The 20,868-nt window shown below is 73.7% G+C and carries 17 protein-coding genes; 12 read left to right on the top strand and 5 right to left on the bottom strand.

The genetic code is table 11. The annotated features are described in order from the left end of the window. Positions 1-286, bottom strand: a 286-nt coding sequence (locus V7793_RS16025) for an AzlD domain-containing protein (RefSeq protein WP_336006973.1), incomplete at its 3' end; no start/stop codon positions are given. Beyond that, positions 283-1,005, bottom strand: a complete 723-nt coding sequence (locus tag V7793_RS16020) for an AzlC family ABC transporter permease (protein WP_160330202.1) — start codon at positions 1,003-1,005, stop codon at positions 283-285. The genes V7793_RS16020 and V7793_RS16025, both read right to left, overlap by 4 nt. Before the next feature lie 121 nt (positions 1,006-1,126). Here V7793_RS16020 and V7793_RS16015 point away from each other — a divergent pair, with 121 nt between their 5' ends. The 4 genes from V7793_RS16015 to V7793_RS16000 all read left to right on the top strand — a co-directional run bounded on the left by V7793_RS16015 (position 1,127) and on the right by V7793_RS16000 (position 4,481). Further along, entirely contained in the window at positions 1,127-1,657 is a 531-nt protein-coding gene (locus tag V7793_RS16015) for a CGNR zinc finger domain-containing protein (RefSeq protein ID WP_336006969.1), read from the top strand. Positions 1,658-1,773: 116 nt separating this feature from the next. Further along, positions 1,774-2,772: an ABC transporter permease subunit gene (locus V7793_RS16010; RefSeq protein ID WP_336006967.1), complete on the top strand. Its 999-nt coding sequence runs from the start codon at positions 1,774-1,776 to the stop codon at positions 2,770-2,772. A 48-nt stretch (positions 2,773-2,820) separates the two neighbouring features. Next, positions 2,821-3,207, top strand: a complete 387-nt coding sequence (locus V7793_RS16005) for a GntR family transcriptional regulator (protein WP_336006965.1) — start codon at positions 2,821-2,823, stop codon at positions 3,205-3,207. Between the two features lie 74 nt (positions 3,208-3,281). Continuing rightward, positions 3,282-4,481 (top strand): hypothetical protein, encoded by a 1,200-nt coding sequence (locus tag V7793_RS16000; protein ID WP_336006963.1) that lies wholly within the window; start codon positions 3,282-3,284, stop codon positions 4,479-4,481. 18 nt (positions 4,482-4,499) lie between these two features. On the opposite strand, the gene V7793_RS15995 is transcribed toward V7793_RS16000, so the two are convergent. Next, positions 4,500-5,324, bottom strand: coding sequence for an SAM-dependent methyltransferase (locus tag V7793_RS15995; RefSeq protein ID WP_336006961.1), 825 nt, complete (start codon positions 5,322-5,324; stop codon positions 4,500-4,502). 177 nt (positions 5,325-5,501) lie between these two features. Between V7793_RS15995 and V7793_RS15990 the strand changes: the two genes are divergently transcribed. From V7793_RS15990 to V7793_RS15975, 4 genes are all read left to right on the top strand, one after another. Continuing rightward, positions 5,502-6,107, top strand: a complete 606-nt coding sequence (locus V7793_RS15990) for an RNA polymerase sigma factor (protein WP_336006958.1) — start codon at positions 5,502-5,504, stop codon at positions 6,105-6,107. Beyond that, entirely contained in the window at positions 6,107-6,775 is a 669-nt protein-coding gene (locus tag V7793_RS15985) for a hypothetical protein (RefSeq protein ID WP_336006956.1), read from the top strand. The genes V7793_RS15990 and V7793_RS15985 overlap by 1 nt, the downstream gene beginning before the upstream one ends. Positions 6,776-6,923: 148 nt before the next feature. Further along, positions 6,924-7,472, top strand: coding sequence for a cupin domain-containing protein (locus V7793_RS15980; RefSeq protein ID WP_336006953.1), 549 nt, complete (start codon positions 6,924-6,926; stop codon positions 7,470-7,472). Beyond that, positions 7,469-8,620 (top strand): serine hydrolase domain-containing protein, encoded by a 1,152-nt coding sequence (locus V7793_RS15975; RefSeq protein WP_336006952.1) that lies wholly within the window; start codon positions 7,469-7,471, stop codon positions 8,618-8,620. The genes V7793_RS15980 and V7793_RS15975 overlap by 4 nt, the downstream gene beginning before the upstream one ends. Positions 8,621-8,689: 69 nt before the next feature. Here V7793_RS15975 and V7793_RS15970 read toward each other — a convergent pair whose 3' ends face one another. Beyond that, a complete protein-coding gene (locus V7793_RS15970; RefSeq protein WP_336006949.1) occupies positions 8,690-9,505 on the bottom strand; it encodes an ABC transporter ATP-binding protein in 816 nt (271 codons plus the stop codon). 175 nt (positions 9,506-9,680) lie between these two features. Between V7793_RS15970 and V7793_RS15965 the strand changes: the two genes are divergently transcribed. Continuing rightward, positions 9,681-10,682: an ABC transporter substrate-binding protein gene (locus V7793_RS15965; protein ID WP_336006947.1), complete on the top strand. Its 1,002-nt coding sequence runs from the start codon at positions 9,681-9,683 to the stop codon at positions 10,680-10,682. Between the two features lie 86 nt (positions 10,683-10,768). Here the strand turns inward: V7793_RS15965 and V7793_RS15960 are convergent, their stop codons facing one another. Next, entirely contained in the window at positions 10,769-11,902 is a 1,134-nt protein-coding gene (locus tag V7793_RS15960) for a M20 family metallopeptidase (RefSeq protein WP_336006945.1), read from the bottom strand. Between the two features lie 142 nt (positions 11,903-12,044). On the opposite strand from V7793_RS15960, the gene V7793_RS15955 reads away from it, so the two are divergent. The 3 genes from V7793_RS15955 to V7793_RS15945 all read left to right on the top strand — a co-directional run. Further along, positions 12,045-19,250: an amino acid adenylation domain-containing protein gene (locus V7793_RS15955; RefSeq protein ID WP_336006942.1), complete on the top strand. Its 7,206-nt coding sequence runs from the start codon at positions 12,045-12,047 to the stop codon at positions 19,248-19,250. Between the two features lie 4 nt (positions 19,251-19,254). After that, a complete protein-coding gene (locus V7793_RS15950) occupies positions 19,255-19,458 on the top strand; it encodes an MbtH family protein (RefSeq protein WP_336006940.1) in 204 nt (67 codons plus the stop codon). A 47-nt stretch (positions 19,459-19,505) separates the two neighbouring features. Further along, positions 19,506-20,868 (top strand): DHA2 family efflux MFS transporter permease subunit (locus V7793_RS15945; RefSeq protein ID WP_336006975.1); only part of this gene is annotated, 1,363 nt, incomplete at its 3' end.

The raw sequence follows: 20,868 nt of genomic DNA, 5'->3' as shown, positions 1-20,868 counted from the left end.
CCGTGGCCGCGGCCCCGAGCACCACGACGAGCAGGGTGGGCCACTTGCGCCAGACGCCGAAGGCCCCGACGACGAGCCCGACGGCGCGGGCGTCGATGACGAGCGACTTGCCCTGGCCGAACATCTGGGTGGCGATCAGCGCCGCCAGCAGGGTGGGGGCCATGAGCGTGACCACGCGCTGCATGGCCGCGGGCAGCTCCTCGCCGCCGAGCAGTACGGGGCCGGTCGCCTTGAGCGCCATGGAGACGGCGCCGACCAGGAGCACGGCGAGCCACAGTCCGGTCATTTCCTCAGTCCCAACAGGCAGGCGGCGGTGGCGGCGATGAGGGGCACGCCCGGCGAGGCGAAGGGCACCAGGGCCAGGGCGATGGCGACCCCGAGGGCCGAGGCCGCGAGCGCCTTGCGGCTGGTGATCTGGCCCTTGAGGAGGGCGATGAACAGCACGGGCGAGACGACGTCCAGCCCGAAGCGCTCGGGATCGCCGAGGTAGTGGGCGCCCAGCAGGCCGACCGCGGTGCCGCCGACCCAGGCGGCGTAGACCAGCACGCCCGCGCCGAGCAGCCGGCCGCGCGAATAGCGGCCGTTGCCCACGTGGCCGACGGCCCAGGACTCGTCCACCACCAGCTGGGCGGACAGGAAGCGCTTGAGGACGCCGCCGGTCATGGCCGGGGCCACGCTGATCCCGATGGGCAGGTAGCGCGAGTTGAGCAGGACGGCCGCGACGATCGCGGCGGCTACCCCGCCGCCGGTGCCGAGCACCGAGGCGGCGGCGAACTGCGCGGATCCGGCGAAGGTGGTCAGCGACATCACCACCGGGGCCAGGACCCCCATGCCCGCCGCGCGGGCCACGACGCCGAAGGAGACCGCGAATCCGAAGACGGCCACGGCCAGGGGCACGGCGGCCCGCAGACCGTAGAGTGCCTCCTCCCGGAATCCGGCGGCAGGGGCGGGTGTTTCCTGCGGTGGCGCCGACTCCTCGGCGGGTAATGCCTCTTGCGAGTCCATCGACATCCTCCGCGGACATGCGGGCAACAGGAAACAGTGCCGCCGCAGGTGATGCGGTGGCGACTACGAGCAGCAATAGTACGGAGTCATGGTGAGGTTTACTAGTTACTCAGACGGTTCGGTGACCCTGGCTGAGGACCTGGTCAATACCTACAACATCGTGCGCAATGTGGAGAAGATGCCCGATGTTGCGGCGTTGTCCGCCCTGCTCGACGCCCACGGCATCCGGCCGCCCGCGGCCCCGACCGAGGCGGACCTCGCCGCCGTGCGGGAGCTCCGGCCCGTGCTGCGCGAGGTCTTCGGCGCCCCGGACACGGCAACGGCCGTCGGCCTGCTCAACGCCGTGCTCGCCGGCCACGGCGCCGTGCCGCACTACACCGACCACGACGGGTCGTGGCACCTGCACGTCGCCGCACCCGGCGCCCCCATCGCCGACCGGTACGCGGTCGACGCCGCCATGGGGCTGCTCACCGTGGTCACCACGAGCGGCACGGAGCGGCTCCACGTGTGCGTCGGGAACCGCTGCGCCGAGGTCTTCGTGGACACTTCCCGCAACCTGTCGCGGCGCTTCTGCTCCCCCCAGATCTGCGGCAACCGCGCGACCGCGGCCGCCCACCGGGCCCGCCGGAAGGCCGCAGGTGCGGCCACCTGAGCCGGAAATGATGCCTTTCGTCCCTTTCTGTACCGGATGTTGACACCGTAGGGGTGTTCTATATGCTCATTCCACTAGCTGACTAGTTAATTAGCCGGTGGGGCAGGTGGGGTGGGATGACGTCAGCGGACGCAGCGAGCCGCAGTACCGAGAGCGCGGAGAACGAGGGGGGCAAGGAGCCGCCGCGCATCCTGCGCGGACTGCCGTGGCTGGTCTGGCGCCAGCACCGGGTGGCCTTCGTGACCTGCCTGCTGCTGACCGCGGCCGGCTGCGTGCACATGCTCTGGCAGCGCGGCACGATGACCGGCTTCCTCGACCGCGCCCGGGCGACCGCCACGGTGGAGCTGGCCGAAGTCTTCGACCAGAAGTACGGCGAGCCCTTCCAGAACGCCACGTGGCTGATGTCGATGGTGCCCGTGGTCGCGGGCGTCTTCCTCGGCGCCCCGCTGATCGCCGGGGACCGCGAGCGCGGCACCGTGCAGCTCGTGACCACCCAGTCGGTGACCCGCGGCCGCTGGCTCGCCGTCAAGCTCGGCATGGCGGCGCTGGTCACCGTCGTGTGCTCGGCGGCGCTCTCGGCCGCCTTCACCTCCTGGTGGGAACCCGCGCACGACCTCGTCAACGCCGGTGAGTGGAGCGGGGACAACGTCTTCGACAACACCGGTCCCGTGCCCGTGGCGCTGGCCCTGCTCCACCTCGCCGTGGGCGCCGCACTCGGGCTGTTCGTCCGCCGCACCCTGGTCGCCATGGGGCTCACCCTCGGCTTCTCCTTCGCCTGGGGCATCCTCATGTACGGCCCCTTCAGGGTGGGCTTCGCGCAGCCGCGCGTGCTCGTCAACCCGGTCGAGGAGGGACAGCCCGTGCTGCCCGAGGGCGCCGTGCGCCACGACAACTGGACCGTCGACGCGCAGGGCGGGCTCCACGGCTTCGGCACGTGCTTCAACGAGCGCACCCCCGCGGACTGCAGGGCCAAGGGCATCGTCGCCGAGCGCCTGGAATACTTCGGGTACGACCAGATGCCCGGCATGCAGTGGACCTACGCGGCGTTCGTGCTGGCCGCGGCCGTCGCCCTTCTCGCCCTCACCCTGTGGTGGGGCCGGCGGCGCCCGCTGTGAGCCGCGCCGGGTCGCAGCACGCAGGGACGGGATGAGGGGGGCCGCACCATGGTCGAGTTCAGGATCGACCGGCACAGCGGAATGGCCGCCTACCTGCAGATCGTCCAGCAGGTCCAGGAGGCGCTGCGCCTCGGCATCCTCACCGTGGGGGACCAGTTGCCCACCGCGGCCCGCGTCGCCGCCGTCACCAAGCTGAACCCGAACACGACGCTCAAGGCCTACCGCGAGCTCGAGCACCTCGGGCTCGTGGAGGCCCGGCCGGGGGTCGGCACCTTCGTGAGCGCCTCCCCGGAGCGGCCCCGCTCCCTCGCCGACTCCCCGCTGCGCGGCGAGCTGGCGGACTGGATGAGCCGGGCCCGCCGGGAGGGCCTCGACTGGACGGACGTCTCCGCGCTCATCACGGCCGCCCGAGCGGAGCACTACCCGGCCGTCTGACGGACCCGGCCCCCTGCACCAGCCCCACCGCGTACCCACGCCCGTACGCCCCCGACGAAATGGCATGACCGCCCATGACGGCTCTCGTACCCGACTCCTCCACCGCCGGTCCCGGCGCGATACCGGCCCCGCCGGAGCCGTCGGCACGGCAGCGAGCGAAACGTATCTTCCGGTTCCTGCTGCCCGCGTGCGCCGTCTACGCGGTCACCACCGTGCTCCACCTGCTGATCCTGTCCGCCATGAGCGACGCGGACGGCCCCGGCCTGCGCAAGCGCCTGCTGGCCTGGGACGGCAACCTCTACGTGGGCATCGCCCAGGACGGCTACGCCCAGAGGTACTCCTACACCGACGACGGCAGCCTCACCGGCAACAACCTCGCGTTCTTCCCGCTGTTCCCGATGCTGATCCGCGCCGTCCACACCGTCACACGGCTCGACTGGGGCACCTCCGGCATCGTCACCGCCCACCTCGCGCTGCTCGCCGCGCTGATCGTCGTGCACCGCCTGCTGACCCGCCTCCACGACGGGCGCACCGCCCTCTGCGCGATCGTGCTGCTCGCCGGGGCGCAGCCGATGGCGCTGTCCTTCCTCATGTCCTACAGCGAGTCGCTCTTCCTCGCCCTGGCCGCCGGCACGCTCCTGGCCGCGCACCGCAAGGCCTGGCTCACCGCCGGGATGCTGGCGCTGCTCGCCGGCCTGACCCGGCCCGCCGCCGCGGCCGTCGCCGCGGCGCTCGCCGTCGCCGTCCTCCTGCACCTGCTGCGCGAACGCCGCGTCACCCCGCGGCCCCTGGCCGCCGTCGTCCTCGGCTGCCTCGGCACACCGCTCTACCTGTGGTGGGTGGGACGGCGCATCGGCGAACCGGACGCCTGGTTCCGTATCCAGGAGGCCGGCTGGGGCACCCACTGGGACAACGGGGCGGCCTTCCTCGACTTCCTCGGCGAGACGCTGCGCCGGGGCGAGGGCTGGGTCTCGGTGAGCACCGCCGTGATCCTGCTCGCCCTCACCTGCGCCACCGTGCTCACCTGGCACCGCGGCACCTGGCCGCCGCTGCTCGTCTACGGCACGGGCATCGTGGTCCTCACCCTGGCCCAGAGCAACTACTCGCACTCCAAGCTGCGGCTGCTCATACCCGCGGTCCTCTTCCTCGTCCCCGTGGCCCGTGCCTTGGCGGCGGCCCGCACCCGTACGGCGGTGACCGTGCTGTGCGCGGCGACGCTCTTCGGCTGCTGGTACGGCGCCTTCATGCTCACGGTGTGGAAGTACGCGATATGAGGGCGAGGGGCGCGCGGGTCACGGCTTGCGGGCGATCGCGGCGTAGCAGACGGCTTCCGCGGCCGTGGGCCGGCCCGGGTCCCCGGAGCGGTCGGGGCGCCAGCGGTGGGCGAGCGTGACGCCCGGCTCCAGCAGCTCCCATCCGTCGAAGAAGCGGCGGAACTCGGCCGCGCCGCGCAGCTGGAGCGGGGTCCCGGCCCGCGCGTAGACGTCCGTGACCCGGCTCATCGCCGGCGGGGAGAAGTCGGAGGTGCCGTGCGTGATGACGAGGGCGCTGCCGCCGGGCAGCGCGGCCTTGAGCTCCTCGACGACCGCGTGGGCGCGGTCGCGGCCGTCGTCGGGGACGAAGTGCAGCAGGGCGTTGAGGGTGAGCGCCACCGGGCGGCGGAGGTCGAGGGTCGCATGCAGCTGCGGCGCCTCCAGGACGCTGCCGGCGACGGTGACGTCGGCCTGCACGTACGCGGTGCGGCCCTCGGGGCGGCCGCGCAGCAGGGCGGCGGCGTGCGCAAGGACGACGGGGTCGTTGTCCGTGTAGACGACGCGGGCGGTGGGGCTGATCCCCTGGACGATCTCGTGCAGGTTGGGCGAGGTGGGGATGCCCGTGCCGATGTCGAGGAACTGGGTCAGGCCCTCGCGGGCGAGGTGGGCGACGGCGCGGTGCATGAACTCCCGGTTCATCCGGCAGGCCTCCCCGGCGGCCGGGAAGACCGACAGGATCCGCCGTCCCGCCTCGCGGTCGGCGGCGAAGTGCGTCCGCCCGCCGAGGAGCCAGTCGTAGATGCGGGCCGAGTGGGCCCGGTCCAGCCGGAGGTCGACCACGGGCTCCTCACGGGTCTCGCCCATCTTCTCCGCCTCCCCCTCGCGTTACGGCCGCCCCATACCTGTCCCGCGTCACCGGCGGGTAACCGTTCCGCTGCGGAGAGCCAGATTTTTTACGGGGTTGTGGCACGGCGGGGTCTGCTTTTCCGGTTCATTGGAAGAACGCAGAAGACGCAGGAGAAGACGCGACGAGAGGCGCCCATGAGAGACAGCGGTCGGACGCCCGCGCCCGCCGGGACCACCCGCCCCTCCGAGCGCCGGATGGAGATCGCCTTCACGGCCTTCCGTGAACTGCACGAGCACAGGTGGGGCGCGTACGCCTACGTCCACACCGGCGACGCCGAAGCCGCCGCGCACATCACGGAGGCCGCCTTCGACCGGCTGTGCGCGCAGTGGCCGCACGCGCTGCGCCAGCCCTCCGCCGACTCCTACGCCTGGTCGCTGCTCAAGGAGCACGTGGCCGGCTGGCTGGCCCGGCACCGCCGCGGCACGGCGCTGCCGACGGCCGCCCTCCTCTGCGCGGCGCACGCCCCGGAGCCCGAGCGCGGCCGGCGGTTCCGGCTCCTGGAGAGCCGGATGGCGCTGTACGCGGCGATCGCCCGGCTGCCCGAGCGGCAGTGCGACGCGCTCGTGCTGAACCTGGTCATCGGCTACACCGTGGCCCAGGTCGCGGACCTGCTCGGCGTCGAGCGGGCGGCCGCGCGCTCGCTCATCGGCCACGCCAAGCGCAAGGTCGTCGCGGCGGTGTCCGCGGTGTCCGCGTTGGAAGTCCCTTTAGAGGCCCAGCATCCCGGCAGGGGGAAGTAATGCCGCGCAGCCACGACACCGAGGGTGACGTCATCGAAGCGATGCTGACCTCGGACGCCCGCGCCATCGCGGTGGCGTTCGAGATCCGGCGCCGCCCGCGACGGCGCAGGCCGCCCGCGGAGCCCGCCCAGGCCGGCCCCGGCGCCCGCGAAGAGGCCGTCCACGAACTCGACCTGGCCTGCGTCCTGGTGATCAACGCCGTCGAGGCGGCCGGCAGCCTGGAACGGTTCGCCGACGACCGGGGCATCGACCCCGAGGGCGCCCTCGTCTTCGCGTGCCTGCTGCACGTGGCGGGGCACACCCGCGCGGCCGACTTCTGGTGGCAGTTCGCCGCCGGTGGCGGCAGCCGTACCGCCGCGTACTGCCTGCACCTCGCGCACCGCCGCAACGGGGAGTTCCGCGACGCCGCGTTCTGGCGCGCCCAGGCCGCCCACGACCCGCAGGAGCCCCCGCGGCCGGCGTCCCGGGTGGACAGCCGCCGCAAGCTCCTGACCGACGCGGCGCGCCACGAACTGCTCATCCAGTGGCACAGCGGCCTGACCCCCCATCTGCCCGCGGCGCTGGAGAGCGTCGTCAACCGCCTCACGGTCGACGGCGACGACGAGGACTTCGGCGAGGTCCCGCAGCCCGCCCCCGGTCTCGTGGAGCGGCTCTCCCGCGAGGCCTGAGCTCTCTGCCCCCGTATTCTCTGCCCCCGTATCCCTGACCCGTACGAGTGAGAGCACGGATGCCGTCCGGTACGAACGGGAATTCTCCGAAGTGCCGGACGACGTGGTTCCGCCACGACGTCGAACGCCGCCGGGAAGGACCGCCGCCATGACCCTGATTTCCGCACAGGACGGTCTGGTCGTGCCGCCCGGCGGGGGGCGCACTCTCGTCACCCCCGCCCAGCAGGTGACCTTCAAGGTCACCGGGGAGCACTCGCGCGCGGCCTCCAGCTTCGAGGTCGTCGTCCCGCCCGGCTTCGACGTCGGCGCGCACCTGCACACCCGCAGCGAGGAGCTCTTCTACGTGCTGGAGGGCGAGCTGGACGTCCTCGCCTTCGAGCCGCTCGTGCGCACGCGGGACCACTGGCGGGAGTGGCGCTCGGCCGCCGGGCAGCGGTACGCCCGCGCCACGCCGGGCACGGTCATCCTGGTGCCGCCGGGCTGCCCGCACGCCTTCGCCAACCCCACGCCGGAGCCGGTGCGGATGTTCTTCCAGGCCTCGCCGCCGCCCGACCACGAGCGCTATTTCGAGGAGCTCTTCGAGATCCTCGAGGCGGGGCCGCCGGTCGACCAGGAGGCGATCGCCGCCCTGCGCGTGCGCTACGACATCGAGCAGCTCACGCCGCTGCGCACCGCGGGTCCCGCGGCGGGCTCGTGACGGACCTTCACGACGTCCTCGAACCGTACGTCCGCAGCGGTGCGGTGCCGGGGGCGGTGGCCCTGGTGGCCCGCGGGGGCCGGGTGGCGGTGGAGGCCCTCGGCTCGCTCGACGCCGACGGCACCGCGCCGATGACCAGGGACTCCCTCTTCCGTATCGCCTCGCTCACCAAGCCCGTCACCGCCGCGGCCGCCATGATGCTGGCCGAGGACGGCCGGATGGCCCTGGACGACCCGATCGGGCGGTGGCTGCCGGAGCTGGCGTCCCCGGTGGTGGTCCGCACGCCGGAGTCCGCCGTCGGCGACGTGGTCCCGGCGGCCCGTCCGGTCACCGTGACGGATCTGCTCACCTTCCGCGCGGGCTACGGCTTCCCCGCCGACTTCTCGCTGCCGGCGGTCGCGGCGCTGTTCGAGGAGGTGCAGGGGCACCTCCTCGAACCCCGGGAGAACCTCCCGCCGGACGAGTGGCTGGCGGCCCTGGCCCGGATCCCGATGCTGCACCAGCCGGGCGAGGCCTGGCTCTACCAGACCTGCTCGGACATCCTGGGCGTGCTGATCGCCAGGGTCGCGGACCGTCCCCTGCCCGACTTCCTCGCCGAGCGGCTGTTCGAGCCGCTCGGCATGGCCGACACCGGCTTCGCGGTCCCGGCCGCCGCGCTCGGCCGGTTCACCAGCCTGTACCGGCCCGTTCCCGGCGGCGGCCTGGAGCTGGCCGATCCGCCCGACGGGCAGTGGAGCGGCATGCCCGCCTTCCCGGCTGCGGGCGGCGGGCTCGTCTCGACCGCCGACGACCTGTATGCCTTCGCCCGCATGATCCTCGCCGGGGGTACGACGGACGGCGGGCGGCCGCTGCTGTCGCCCGCGGCGGTGCGGCAGATGACCACCGACCACCTGACGCGGGCACAGCGCGAGGGCACCGACCTGTTCCTGGAGGGCCAGGGGTGGGGCTTCGGCGGCTCGGTCGACGTTGCGGCCACCGACCCGTGGAACGTCCCGGGCCGCTACGGCTGGATCGGCGGCACCGGGACGGCCGCGCACCTCGTCCCCGCGACCGGTCTGGTGACCGTCCTGCTCACACAGGTGCAGATGACCGGGCCGGCTCCGCCCGGGGTGATGCGGGCCTTCTGGCGGTACGCGGCCGGCTTCTGACCCGGCTTCTGATCCGGCTCTGCCGTGGCTTCGGCCGAGGGCTCTCCTACGGGTCTTCTGCGGTTCTTCCTACGAGACGGCCGCGACGGCGGCTGCGGCCGCGGCCACCGGGGGGCGCCGGGCCGGGACGACCACGGGGGAGCCGTCGGCGGGGGCCTCCAGGATGTCGGCCTCGATGCCGTACAACTCGCGCACCAGGGCGGTGTCGACGACGTCGCGCGGTGCGCCGTGGGCGACCACGCGGCCGTCCTTCATGGCGACGACGGTGTCGGCGTAGCGGGCGGCGCTCGCGAGGTCGTGCAGGACCATGACGACCGTGCGGCCGGCGAGGGCCACCTCCCGGACGAGGTCGAGCACCTCGACCGCGTGGCCGATGTCCAGGGCGCTGGTCGGCTCGTCGAGGAGGACGATGGGCGTCTCCTGGGCGAGGACCATCGCGAGCCAGCAGCGCTGGCGCTGGCCGCCGGAGAGCTGGTCGAGCCGGCGGCCGGCGAGCGCGGCGACGCCCGTGGCCCGCAGCGCCTCCTCGACGGCCCGCTCGTCGTCGCGCGACCACTGGCGGAACAGGCCCTGGTGCGGGTGGCGCCCGTAGCGCACGAGCCCGGCCACGGTGACGGCCTCGGGGGCCAGTGGCGACTGGGGGAGCAGGGCGATGCGGTGCGCGGCCTGGCGCTGCTTCAGCTGCCAGATGTCGGCGTCGCCCGCGTACACCCGGCCGGACTCGGGCTGGTGGAGCCTGGCGACGGAGCGCAGCAGGGTGGACTTGCCGCAGCCGTTGGGACCGACAATCGCGACGACCCGGCCGGAGGGGATGGTGAGGTCGACTCCCGCCACGGCGCGGTGGCCGGGGTATCCGGCGATGAGCTGTTCGACGCGGAGCTCCACAGGCGGGCCTTTCCAGAAGATCGCCGGCTGATATGGACCCTCCCATGGGGAGAGCTTTAAGGTAAGGCTAACCTAATGTCGATTGTGGGCCGGTGCGAGGGGTTCTTCGTGCTGCCTGCTGTCCTTTTGCCATTCCTTTCCGTCCTCCCTTCTTCACCCACGCCGGAGCCTTCTGATGACCACACCCCACCGCCTCCTCCCCTTCGCCCCGCGCCGCGCGGTGCAGGTGCTCGCCGCCGTGGGGGCGGCCGCGCTGCTGGTCACCGGCTGTGGCTCCGACTCCGACAAGGGCTCGGAGAAGAAGTCCGACAACGCGGCCGAGTCGGGCGGCGGCACCCGCACCGTCAAGGACGCGACCGGCACCGCGGTGAAGGTCCCGGCCAACCCCAAGCGCATCGTGACGCTCACCCAGGAGGACCTGGACGCGGTGCTGGCGCTGGGCGTCAAGCCGGTCGGCATCACCAACGGCCAGGGCCTGAGCAAGCCGCCGGCCTACCTCGCCGACAAGGTGAAGGGCATCAACGTCGTCGGCAACCTGCTGCAGCCGGTGATGGACAAGGTCGTCGCCGCCAAGCCCGACCTCATCCTGGCCGGTGACATGCAGGACGAGCAGATGCTCAAGCAGCTGCGCGAGATCACCCCCGCCACGCTGGTCACCATGGCCCCGACCGATGACTGGAAGCTCTCCTTCCGTGGCATCGGCAACGCCCTGAACAAGATGAACGAGACCAACAAGGTCATCGGCGACTACGAGGCCAAGGCCAAGAAGGCCGGCGAGGGCCTGGGCGACAACAAGGGCGCCGAGGTCAGCATCGTCCGCTGGAACCCGGACGGCCCCAGCTGGATGGAGAAGAAGCAGTTCGCCAGCGGCGTCGCCCTGGACATGGGCCTCAAGCGCCCCAAGGCGCAGGACAAGGACGGCAACGCCCACACCCCGGCGCTCAGCCTGGAGAAGATCAACGAGATCGACGGCGACTGGCTGTTCCTGTCGACCCTCACCTCCGACGGTGAGAAGGCGCTGAAGGACGTCCAGGAGAAGCCGGCGTACAAGGACCTCGGCGCGGTCAAGAAGAACCACGCCGTGACGGTGAACGGTTCGGTGTGGTCGACGCGCGGCGGCCCGATCGCCAGCACGGTCGTCGTGGACGACATCGCGAAGGCGCTGGCGGCGAAGTAACCGCCTCGCCCTCAATCGCCGGTCACGGCGGCAGAAGAGCCGTCCGGCGATTGAGGGCCCCGGTCCGGGGCAGAGTCCCGAAGCGGTCAGGGGCGGGGCGCCGCCGCGAAGTCGGCCGCCGTCCAGGCCATCCCGACCGCCCCGTCGAGCAGCGCCTGCTCGCCGCGAGGCGAAACCGCCGCGTCGGCGAACTCCGCCTCGTGCGGGCCGCAGGTCCCGTCGCTGATGTCGAGCACCGGGTGGATCGACGGCACGACGTGGGAGACGTTCCCCATGTCCGTGCAGGCGAAGGCGTCCCGCTGCAGCGGCTCGGGCCGGCCCAGCGCGCGGGCGTTGTCCTGCCAGAGTGCGACGAGCCGCGCGTCGGTGCGAAAGTCCAGGTAGTCGGGCTCGGGGCGGGTCAGTTCGACCTCGCAGCCGGTGGCCAGGGCGCCCGCGCGGAAGCACGCCTCGACGCGCTCGCGCAGCTCCCGGAGGTCCTCGGCCGCGGAGGCCCGGATCTCGTACTCGGCCGTGGCGCGGTCGGGGATCAGGTTGGGCGCCGTGCCGGCGCCCGTGGTCACCCCGTGCACCTTCCACTGCGGCGGCAGTTGCTGGCGCAGCAGCCCGAGGGCGACCTGGGCGACGGTCAGCGCGTCGGCGGCGTTGCGGCCCTCGTGCGCATTGAGGCTCGGGTGGGCGGCCTTGCCGGTGTAGGCGACGGAGAGCGTGCCGAGCGCGAACGAGCGGAACTCGGCGACCTCGAACGGGCACGGGTGCACCATCATCGCGGCGTCCACCCCGTCGAAGGCGCCCGCGTCCAGCATGAGCGCCTTGCCCGCGCCGCGCTCCTCCGCGGGCGTGCCCAGCACCCGTACCGTCAGCCCCAGTTCGTCCGCGTGGGGCGCGAGGGCGAGGGCCGCGCCGAGGCCGGCCGCGGCTATCAGGTTGTGGCCGCAGGCGTGCCCGAGGCCGGGCAGGGCGTCGTACTCGCAGACGAGGGCCACCGTGACCGGTCCCGAACCCGTCGTCGCGGAGAAGGCGGTGTCGAGGCCGTACGCGGGCGCCGTCACCTCGAAGCCGTGCCCGCGCAGGAATTCGGCGCACCAGCCGGCGGCACGGTGCTCGGCGAAGGCCGTCTCGGGGTGCGCGTGGATGCGCCGGCTGAGCGACAGGAGGTCGTCGCGGTGGGCGAGTACGCGCTCGCGCAGGGCTGTCTTGAGGCCGTCGGCCGCGGTCATGATCGGTGCTCCTGTTCGTTCTCCACCCTGTGGTGGGAGACTCTCACGGTGAGGCAAAAAATAGCTTAGGCTTACCTAAGCTGACATACCGGGGGGTACCGGTGTGGCCAGATCGCTGTCATACAACGGGAGTCCCCACACCATGCGTCACCACGAGGCCGAGACTTCTCCTGTCGAGCTGCCGCTGCTCGCGGCCCAGGCCGGAATCCTGTACGCGCAGGAACTCGCCCCTGACAACCCCGTCTACAACACGGGTGACTGCGTGGAGATCCGGGGCCCCCTGGACGAGGAGCTCTTCGCCCGGGCCCTGCACCGCACCGCCGGCGAGGCAGAGACCCTCTCCCTGCTCGCCGTGCCGGCCGACCCCGCCGACGAGAACGCCGTCCCCGCCCAGCGCCTTGCCGGCGGACAGGAGCCTGAGCTCCACCGCATCGACCTGCGCACCGCCGGGGACCCCTGGGCCGATGCCGAGTCCTGGATGCGCGCCGACCTCGACCGCCCGGTCGACCTCACCCGCGGCCCCCTGGTCACCCAGGCGCTCTTCCGCATCGACGACGAACTGCACTGGTGGTACCAGCGCGTTCACCACTTCGCCGTCGACGCCTACGCCCTGACCCTCATCGGCCGCCGCGTCGCCGAGGTCTACACCGCGCTCGCCGCGGGCGAGGAGCCCCCCGCCGCGGACTTCGCCCCCCTGCGCGAACTCACCGACGAGGAAGCCGCCTACCGCGCGAGCGCCCAGCACGCCACCGACCGCGACTACTGGGGCGCCCACCTCGGCGACCGGCCCGAGCCCGCCTCCCTCTCCGCCCGCCCCTTCGCTCCCGCGACGACGGTCCTGCGCCGCACCGCCGTCCTCCCCGCAGGCACCCGCACCCGCATGGAGAAGGCGGCGGCCGCCGCGAAGGGCAGCACCTGGGCCGAGCTCGTCATGGCCGCCACCGCCGGCTACGTGCACCGCATATCCGGCGCCCAGGACGTCCTCCTGGGCCTGCCGCTGAAGAACCGGCGCAGCCGCGCCGCCCTGCGCACCCCCGCCATGACCGTCAACGTCATGCCGCTGCGCCTCGCCGTCCGCCCCGGGGACACCGGCGCCGAACTGGTGCGCCGCGTCGTCCTCGCCGTGCGCGCCGCCGGCCGGCACCAGCGCTACCGCCTGGAGGACCTGCGCCGCGACCTCGGGCTCACCGGCAGCGACCGGCCGCTCTTCGGCCCCATGGTCAACATCAAGCCGTTCGAGGACGGCGGCCTGGACTTCGCGGGTCTGCCCGGCACCGTCCGCAACCTCGCCGCGGGTCCCGTCGACGACCTCGCCGTCACCGTCACCCCCGGCCCCGGCGGCTCCCTCCTCCTCGGCCTCGACGCCAACCCCGGCCGCTACACCGCCGAGGAGCTCGCCGCCCACGAGCGGGCCTTCCTGCGCTACCTCGACGCGCTGACCGACCTCCTCCTGGAGGACCCGGAGCGGCCCGTCGGCACCCTCGACCTGCTCGACGCGGACGGCATCCGCCGCGCCACCGCCGGCCGCACCGAGCCGCCGGCCGAGCACACCCTGCCCGAGCTCTTCAGCGCGCAGGCCGCCCGCACCCCTGGCGCCACGGCCGTCCGCAGCGGCGGCGAGACCCTCACCTTCGCCGGACTCGAGGCCGCCGCCAACCGCCTGGCCCACGAGCTGACCGCCGCGGGTGTCACGGCGGAGACCCCCGTCGCCCTGGCCCTGCCCCGCAGCGCGTCGACCGTCGTCGCCCTGCTCGCCGTCCTCAAGGCGGGCGGCGTCTGCCAGCCCCTCGACCTCGGGCACCCCGCCCAGCGCATCACCGCCGTCCTCGACGACGCCCGGCCCGGCTGCCTCGTCGGCACCGCCGACGCCGTCCGCGGACTGCCCCCGCACGCCGTCCCCACCCTGCTCCTGGACGACCCGGAGACCCGCGCCCGCATCGACGCCCGCCCGGCGACCGCACCCGCCGCGCCCACGCTCCGTCAGGCCGCGTACATCATCCACACCTCCGGCTCCACCGGCCGCCCCAAGGGCGTCGTCGTCACCCACGCCTCGCTGGCCAACCTGCACGCCGGGCACGGCAGCGACCACATCGCCCCCGCCGTGGCCCGCACCGGCCGCGACCGCCTGCGCATCGGCCACAGCGCCTCCTTCGCCTTCGACGCCTCCTGGGACCCGCTGATCTGGCTCGTCCACGGCCACGAGCTGCACCTGCTGGACGACGCCGGCTACCGCGACCCCGCCGCCCTCGCCGGCTACGTCCACGACGAGCGCCTGGACTACCTCGACGTCACTCCCTCCTACGCCGAAGCCCTCCTCGCCGAAGGGCTCCTGGACGAGGGCCGGCACCACCCGGCCGTCGTCGTGGTGGGCGGCGAGACCGTGCCCGACCCGCTCTGGCGGCGCCTGGCCGCCACCGAGGGCCTGGGCCCCGTCAACCTCTACGGCCCCACCGAGACCACCGTCGACGCCTACTACTGGCTGGCCGGCGAGGACGGCACCCCCCAGGGCAGACCCGTCCGCGGCTCCCGCGCCTACGTGCTCGACTCCTCCCTGCGCCCCGCGCCCGACGGCGTCACCGGCGAGCTGTACATCGCCGGGGCCTGCCTGGCCCGCGGCTACCTCGGCCGTCCCGACCTGACCGCCGAACGCTTCACCGCCGACCCCTTCGGCGCCCTCCACGGCGAGCCCGGCGCCGCCATGTACCGCACCGGCGACCTGGTGCGCCGCCGCCCCGACGGCACCCTCGAATTCCTCGGCCGCGCCGACGACCAGGTCAAGATCCGCGGCTTCCGCATCGAACTCGGCGAGATCCAGGCCGCGCTGGCCGCCCACCCCGCGGTCTCCCAGGCCGCCGTGATCGCCCGCGACACCGCCCACGGCAAGCGCCTCCTCGGCTACGCCGTCCCCGCCGGGGGCGCCGGCCCGGCCGCCCTCGACACCGAGGCCCTGCGCGCCCACCTCGCCGGGCGGCTGCCCGCCCACATGGTGCCCGCCGCGATCCTCGCCCTGGACGCCCTGCCCCGCACCGCCAACGACAAGCTCGACCACCGCGCCCTGCCCGACCCCGAGCCCACCGCCGGCCCGGCCGCCCGCGAGCCCCGCACCCCGCAGGAAGCCGCGCTCTGCGCTCTCTTCCAGGACGTCCTCGGCCTGGACGCCCCGCCGTCCCCCGACGCCGACTTCTTCGCCCTGGGCGGTCACTCCCTGCTGGCCGGCCGTATCGCCGCCCGGATCCGCGAGAGCGCGGGCGAGGGCTTCGGCCTCGCCGACGTCTTCCGCAACCCCACCCCCGCCGCCCTCGCCGCCCTCCTGGACACCGCCCCCGGCGCGCCGGCCGACGAGCGCCCCGCCCTCGTGGCCGTGCCGCGCACGGAGCGGATGCCGCTCTCCCCGGCCCAGAAGCGGCTGTGGTTCATGCACCGGCTCGAAGGCCCCAGCCCCACGTACAACATCCCCCTGCTCCTCACCCTCACCGGCCCGCTCGACCGGGACGCACTGCGCCTGGCCCTGCGCGACCTCACCGAGCGTCACGAAACACTCCGGACCGTATACCCGGCCACTGACAACGAGCCCTATCAGCGGATCCTCGCGGCCGACAAGGCGTACCCCGAGCTCCACACCGCCCCGCTGACGGCCGACGTCACGGCCGCCGTCCGGCACTGCTTCGACCTGGCCGCCGAACCCCCGCTGCGCGTCACCCTGTTCACCGAGGGCGGGACGGAGCACACCCTGCTCCTCCTCCTGCACCACATCGCCGGCGACGGTGCCTCCACCACGCCCCTCGCCCGCGACCTCGCCGCCGCCTACACGGCCCGCGCGGAGGCCCGGACCCCGCAACTCGCGCCGCTGCCCGTCCAGTACGCCGACCACACCGCCTGGCAGCAGCGGCTCCTCGGCACCGCCGACGCCCCCACCGCGCTCGCCGACCGCCAGATGGAGCACTGGAAGCGGGCCCTCGCCGGCCTGCCCGACCAGCTCGAACTCCCCACCGACCGGCCGCGCCCGGCCGTCGCCTCCTACGCCGGCGACACCGTGCCCTTCCACCTCGGCGCGGACGCGCACGCCGCCGTCGAGACGCTCGCCCGCACCACCGGCACCAGCGTCTTCATGGTCGTCCAGGCGGCCCTCGCGACCCTGCTGACCCGCTACGGCTGCGGCACCGACATCCCGCTCGGCACCCCCGTGGCGGGCCGCGACGACGACGCGACCGCGGGCCTCGTCGGCTTCTTCGTCAACACCCTCGTCCTGCGCGCGGACACCTCCGGCGACCCCGCCTTCCGCACGCTGCTGGAGCGCGTGCGCACCGCCACGCTCGGCGCCTACGAGCACGGCGACCTGCCCTTCGACCGGCTCGTCGAGGAGCTCAACCCGCCGCGCTCGCTGGCCCGGCACCCGCTGTTCCAGGTGATGCTCGCCTGGCAGTCCCTGCCCGACGCGGCGTTCGCCATGGGCCCGGGCCTGACCGCCGCGATGACGGCCACGCCGTCCGGCACCGCCAAGTTCGACCTCACCCTGAACGCGGGGGAGCAGCCCGGCGGTGGCATCGGCGGCTTCCTGGAGTTCCGCACCGACCTCTTCGACCGCGCCACCGCCGAGCGCCTCTCGGCCCACCTGACGCGTCTGCTGACCGCTGCCGCCGCCGACCCCGACACCCCCGTCGGCCTGCTGCCGATGCTCGGCGACGACGAGCGGCACCGCCTGCTCGTCGAGTGGAACACCGGCACCCCGGCCCCCGCGCCCTCGAAGCAGACCCTCGTGGAGCTCTACGAGGACGCCGCCCGCCGCCACCCCGGCCGTACCGCCGTCACGTGCGACGGCGCGTCGCTGGACTACGCCGGGCTGTCGGCCCGGGCCAACCGCCTCGCCCGGCTGCTCGCCGCGCGCGGCATCGGCCCCGGCTCCATCGTCGCGCTCGCCCTGCCGCGCTCCCTGGAGCTGGTCACCGGCCTCCTGGCCGTCGCCAAGGCCGGCGCCGCCTACCTCCCGATGGACCCCGACTACCCGGCCGACCGCCTGGCGTACATGCTCCAGGACGCCGCGCCCGCCGCCGTCGTCACCGATACCGCCACGGCGGCCCGCATCCCCGCGCACGACCTGCCCGTCGTCCTCGTCGACGGCGCCGAGGCCGAGGCGTACGGGGCCGCGGACCTCGCCCCGGAGGAGCGCGTCCGGCCCGTGCGCCCGGACGACGTCGCCTACGTCATCTACACCTCCGGCTCCACCGGCCGCCCCAAGGGCGTCCCCGTCACCCACCACAACGTCGTCCGGCTCTTCACCGCCACCGACCAGTGGTTCGGCTTCGACCACACCGACGTGTGGACGCTCTTCCACTCCTACGCCTTCGACTTCTCCGTGTGGGAGATGTGGGGCGCCCTGCTGCACGGCGGCCGCCTCGTCGTCGTGCCCCACCTCGTCAGCCGCGACCCGGCCGCCTTCCTGCGCCTGCTCGCCGCGGAGTCCGTCACCGTCCTCAACCAGACGCCGTCGGCCTTCTATCAGCTGATGGCAGCCGACAAGGAGAACCCCGGCAGCGACCTGGCCCTGCGCTACGTCGTCTTCGGCGGCGAGGCCCTCGAACTGGCCCGCCTCGCCGACTGGTACGAGCGCCACGCCGAGGACGCGCCCACGCTCGTCAACATGTACGGCATCACCGAGACGACCGTGCACGTCTCGTACATCGCCCTGGACCGGGTCAAGGCCGCGGCCGGCGCCTCCAGCACCATCGGCGTCAACATCCCCGACCTGCGCGTCTACGTCCTCGACCCGTACCTGCAGCCCGTGCCGCCCGGCGTCACCGGCGAGATGTACGTCGCCGGCGAGGGCCTGGCCCGCGGCTACCTCGGCCGGCACGCCCTCACGGCGGAACGTTTCGTCGCCGACCCCTACGCCGCCCTCTTCGGCGAGAGCGGCACCCGCATGTACCGCTCCGGCGACCTCGCCCGCCGTCGCCCCGACGGCAACCTCGACTACTTCGGCCGCGCCGACCACCAGGTCAAGATCCGCGGCTTCCGCATCGAGCTCGGCGAGATCGAGGGCGTCCTCGCCGACCACCCCGACGTCGCCGACGCGGCCGTGGTCGTCCGCGAGGACACCCCCGGCGACAAGCGCCTCGTCGCCTACGCCGTCCCGGCCCGCGAGCTCACCCCCGCCGCGCTGCGCGAGCACGCCGCCGGCGAACTGCCCGTCCACATGGTGCCCTCGGCCGTCGTCCTCCTCGACCGGCTGCCGCTGACCGCCAACGGCAAGCTCGACCGCAAGGCGCTCCCGGCCCCCGACCTCGCCTCCGCCGTCACCGAGGGCCGCGCCCCCCGCGGGCCCCGCGAGGAACAGCTCTGCGCGATCTTCGCCGACGTCCTGGGCCTGCCCCGGGTTGGCGTCGACGACAACTTCTTCGACCTCGGCGGCCACTCGCTGCTCGCCGTGCGCCTCGCCGGACGCGTCAAGGACGCCCTCGGCGCCGACGTCGGCATCGGCACCGTCTTCCAGGCACCGACCGCCGCGGCCCTCGCCACCGCCCTGGAGGCCGAGGACCGCACCGACGCGCTGGACGTCCTGCTGCCGCTGCGCCCGGCCGCGCCCGGCGACAAGGCCCCGCTGTACTGCGTCCACCCCGCCGGCGGCCTCAGCTGGTGCTACGCGGGCCTGATCCGCCACCTGCCCGCCGACGTGCCGATCTACGGCATGCAGGCCCAGGGCGTCGGCCCGGCCACCGCCGCGCAGCCGCTGCCGCAGACCCTGGAGGAGCTCGCCGCGCACTACGTGGACCGGCTCCGCGAGGTCCGGCCCGAGGGCCCGTACCGCCTCCTCGGCTGGTCCACCGGCGGCATCATCGCCCAGGCCATGGCCACCCGCCTGCAGGACCTGGGCCAGGAGGTCGAGCTGCTGGCCATCCTCGACGCCTACCCCGCCGAGGGCTTCCGCGAGCTGCCCGTGCCCGACCAGGCCGAGGCGCTCGAAGCGCTCCTCGCCATGGGCGGCTACGGCCCCGACAGCCTGGAGGGCAAGCCCTTCGAACTCGCCCACGTCACCGATGTGCTGCGCCGCGAGGGCTCCCCGCTGGCCAGCCTCGACGACGCCACCATCGAGGCCCTCAACCGCACCTACCTCAACACCAACCACCTGGTGCGCGCCTTCGACCACCGGGTGTACGAGGGCGACGTGCTCTTCTTCCGGGCCACCGTCGACACCATCGACGACGAGCTCACCCCCGAGACCTGGACCCCGTACGTGACCGGGCGCATCGACAACACGGACGTCGCCTGCTCGCACAAGGACATGACCCTGCCCGAACCGATCGCGCACATCGCGAGCGTGATCGCCGACCGTCTGCAGAACCTGGAGAACTGACCCCATGAGCGACGCACCCGCCAACCCCTTCGACGGCGACGGCCCGTTCCTCGTCCTCGTCAACGCCGAAGGCCGCCACAGCCTCTGGCCGGGTTTCGCCGCCGTGCCGGACGGCTGGACCCTCGTCCACGGCCCCTGCGAGCGGCAGCAGGCCGTGGACTGGATCGCCGAGAACTGGACCGACCTGGCCCCGGCGGCCCAGGGGTGAAGGGCATCAACCCGCGCGTCGCCGTCGTGATCGTGTACACGGCGGCGATGTGCATGAACGGCCTCGACTCCACCATCGTCAACCCGGCGCTGCTCACCATCGCCCGGGACTTCGGCGAACCCGTCTCCGCCGCCAACACCGTCGAGGTCGCCTTCCTGGTGGCGCTCGCGGTCGCCCTGCCGGTCGCCGGCTGGCTCGGCGACCGCTTCGGCACCAAGAAGGTCTTCCTCGGCTCGCTGGCCGTCTTCACGGCGGCCTCGGCGGTCTGCGGCCTGGCCCAGGACCTGCCGGCCCTGGTCCTCGCCCGCGTCCTCCAGGGCATCGCGGGCGGCCTGCTGACCCCGGTCGGCATGACGCTGCTCTTCCGCGCCTTCCCGCCGCACGAGCGGATGAAGCTGTCGAAGGTCCTCATCGTGCCGACCGCCCTGATGCCGGCGCTCGGGCCGCCGCTGGGCGGCTTCCTGACCGAGCACTTCTCCTGGCACTGGCTGTTCTTCGTCAACGTGCCGATCGGCGCGGCGGCGGTGCTGCTGGGCGTGGTGGGTCTGCGCGAGGAGAAGGAGGAGGCGCAGGACGGCGCCGCCCCCTTCGACGTCCCCGGCTTCCTGCTGGCCACCCCCGCGCTCGGCCTGCTCACGTACGCGCTGGGCTTCGGCCCCGCACACGGCTGGGCCTCGCCGTCCGTCGCCGTGGCCGGCCCGCTCGGGCTCGTCCTGCTCGTGGCCGGGTGCGTCCACCTGCTCCGGGCGAAGACCCCGCTGCTGGAGCTGCGGCTGCTCGCGGACAAGGTGTTCGCCTCGGCCACGGTGCTCGCCCTGGTCACCTCGGCCGGGCTGATGGGCGTCCTCTTCGCGTTCCCGCTGCTCTACCAGGCGGCGCTCGGGGCCTCGGCCCTGGACGCGGGCCTGAGCGTCTTCCCCGAGGCGCTCGGCCTGATGCTGGCCTCGCAGGTCGCCGACCGGCTGATGCCGAAGCTGGGCCCCCGGCTGCTCGCCGTGCCCGCACTGGTCCTGGCCACCGGGGTGTTCGCCGCGCTGGCCGTGCCGGGCGTCGCGGAGAACGCCTGGGCGGTGCGGGCGCTGATGTTCTGCGTCGGCCTCGTGCTCGGCACGGCCGTGCTGACCGTCCAGATCGCCGGGTTCGCGGACGTCCCGCCCCCGGCCATGGGCCAGGCGATGGGCCTGTTCACCATCGTGCGCACGCTGGGCGGCGCGCTCGGTATCGCCGCGACGGCCGCGGTGATCGCGGCCTCCGGCGGCTCGCACGGACAGGACACGGACCCCGGCCCGTACCGGGCGGCGATCCTGGTCACCGCGGGCCTGGTCGCCCTCGGTGCGCTCGTCGCGCTGCGGATGCCCAAGGACGCCCCCGCGCCGCCGCCGTTCGACGACGAGCCGCAGGAGGAGCAGG

It is taken from the genome of Streptomyces sp. KLMMK, from assembly GCF_036961605.1.
In the GTDB taxonomy this organism is placed as follows: domain Bacteria; phylum Actinomycetota; class Actinomycetes; order Streptomycetales; family Streptomycetaceae; genus Streptomyces; species Streptomyces telluris.
The sequence above is the reverse complement of the archived record's forward strand: the minus strand, read 5'-3'. Positions and strand labels throughout refer to the sequence as shown.

Bases quoted from the DNA above. Each gene is read 5' to 3' on its own strand.
- V7793_RS16020 (WP_160330202.1), bottom strand. From the start codon at position 1,005: ATGGACTCGCAAGAGGCATTACCCGCCGAGGAGTCGGCGCCACCGCAG.
- V7793_RS16010 (WP_336006967.1), top strand. From the start codon at position 1,774: ATGACGTCAGCGGACGCAGCGAGCCGCAGTACCGAGAGCGCGGAGAAC.
- V7793_RS16005 (WP_336006965.1), top strand. From the start codon at position 2,821: ATGGTCGAGTTCAGGATCGACCGGCACAGCGGAATGGCCGCCTACCTG.
- V7793_RS16000 (WP_336006963.1), top strand. From the start codon at position 3,282: ATGACGGCTCTCGTACCCGACTCCTCCACCGCCGGTCCCGGCGCGATA.
- V7793_RS15995 (WP_336006961.1), bottom strand. From the start codon at position 5,324: ATGGGCGAGACCCGTGAGGAGCCCGTGGTCGACCTCCGGCTGGACCGG.
- V7793_RS15990 (WP_336006958.1), top strand. From the start codon at position 5,502: ATGAGAGACAGCGGTCGGACGCCCGCGCCCGCCGGGACCACCCGCCCC.
- V7793_RS15985 (WP_336006956.1), top strand. From the start codon at position 6,107: ATGCCGCGCAGCCACGACACCGAGGGTGACGTCATCGAAGCGATGCTG.
- V7793_RS15980 (WP_336006953.1), top strand. From the start codon at position 6,924: ATGACCCTGATTTCCGCACAGGACGGTCTGGTCGTGCCGCCCGGCGGG.
- V7793_RS15965 (WP_336006947.1), top strand. From the start codon at position 9,681: ATGACCACACCCCACCGCCTCCTCCCCTTCGCCCCGCGCCGCGCGGTG.
- V7793_RS15960 (WP_336006945.1), bottom strand. From the start codon at position 11,902: ATGACCGCGGCCGACGGCCTCAAGACAGCCCTGCGCGAGCGCGTACTC.
- V7793_RS15955 (WP_336006942.1), top strand. From the start codon at position 12,045: ATGCGTCACCACGAGGCCGAGACTTCTCCTGTCGAGCTGCCGCTGCTC.
- V7793_RS15950 (WP_336006940.1), top strand. From the start codon at position 19,255: ATGAGCGACGCACCCGCCAACCCCTTCGACGGCGACGGCCCGTTCCTC.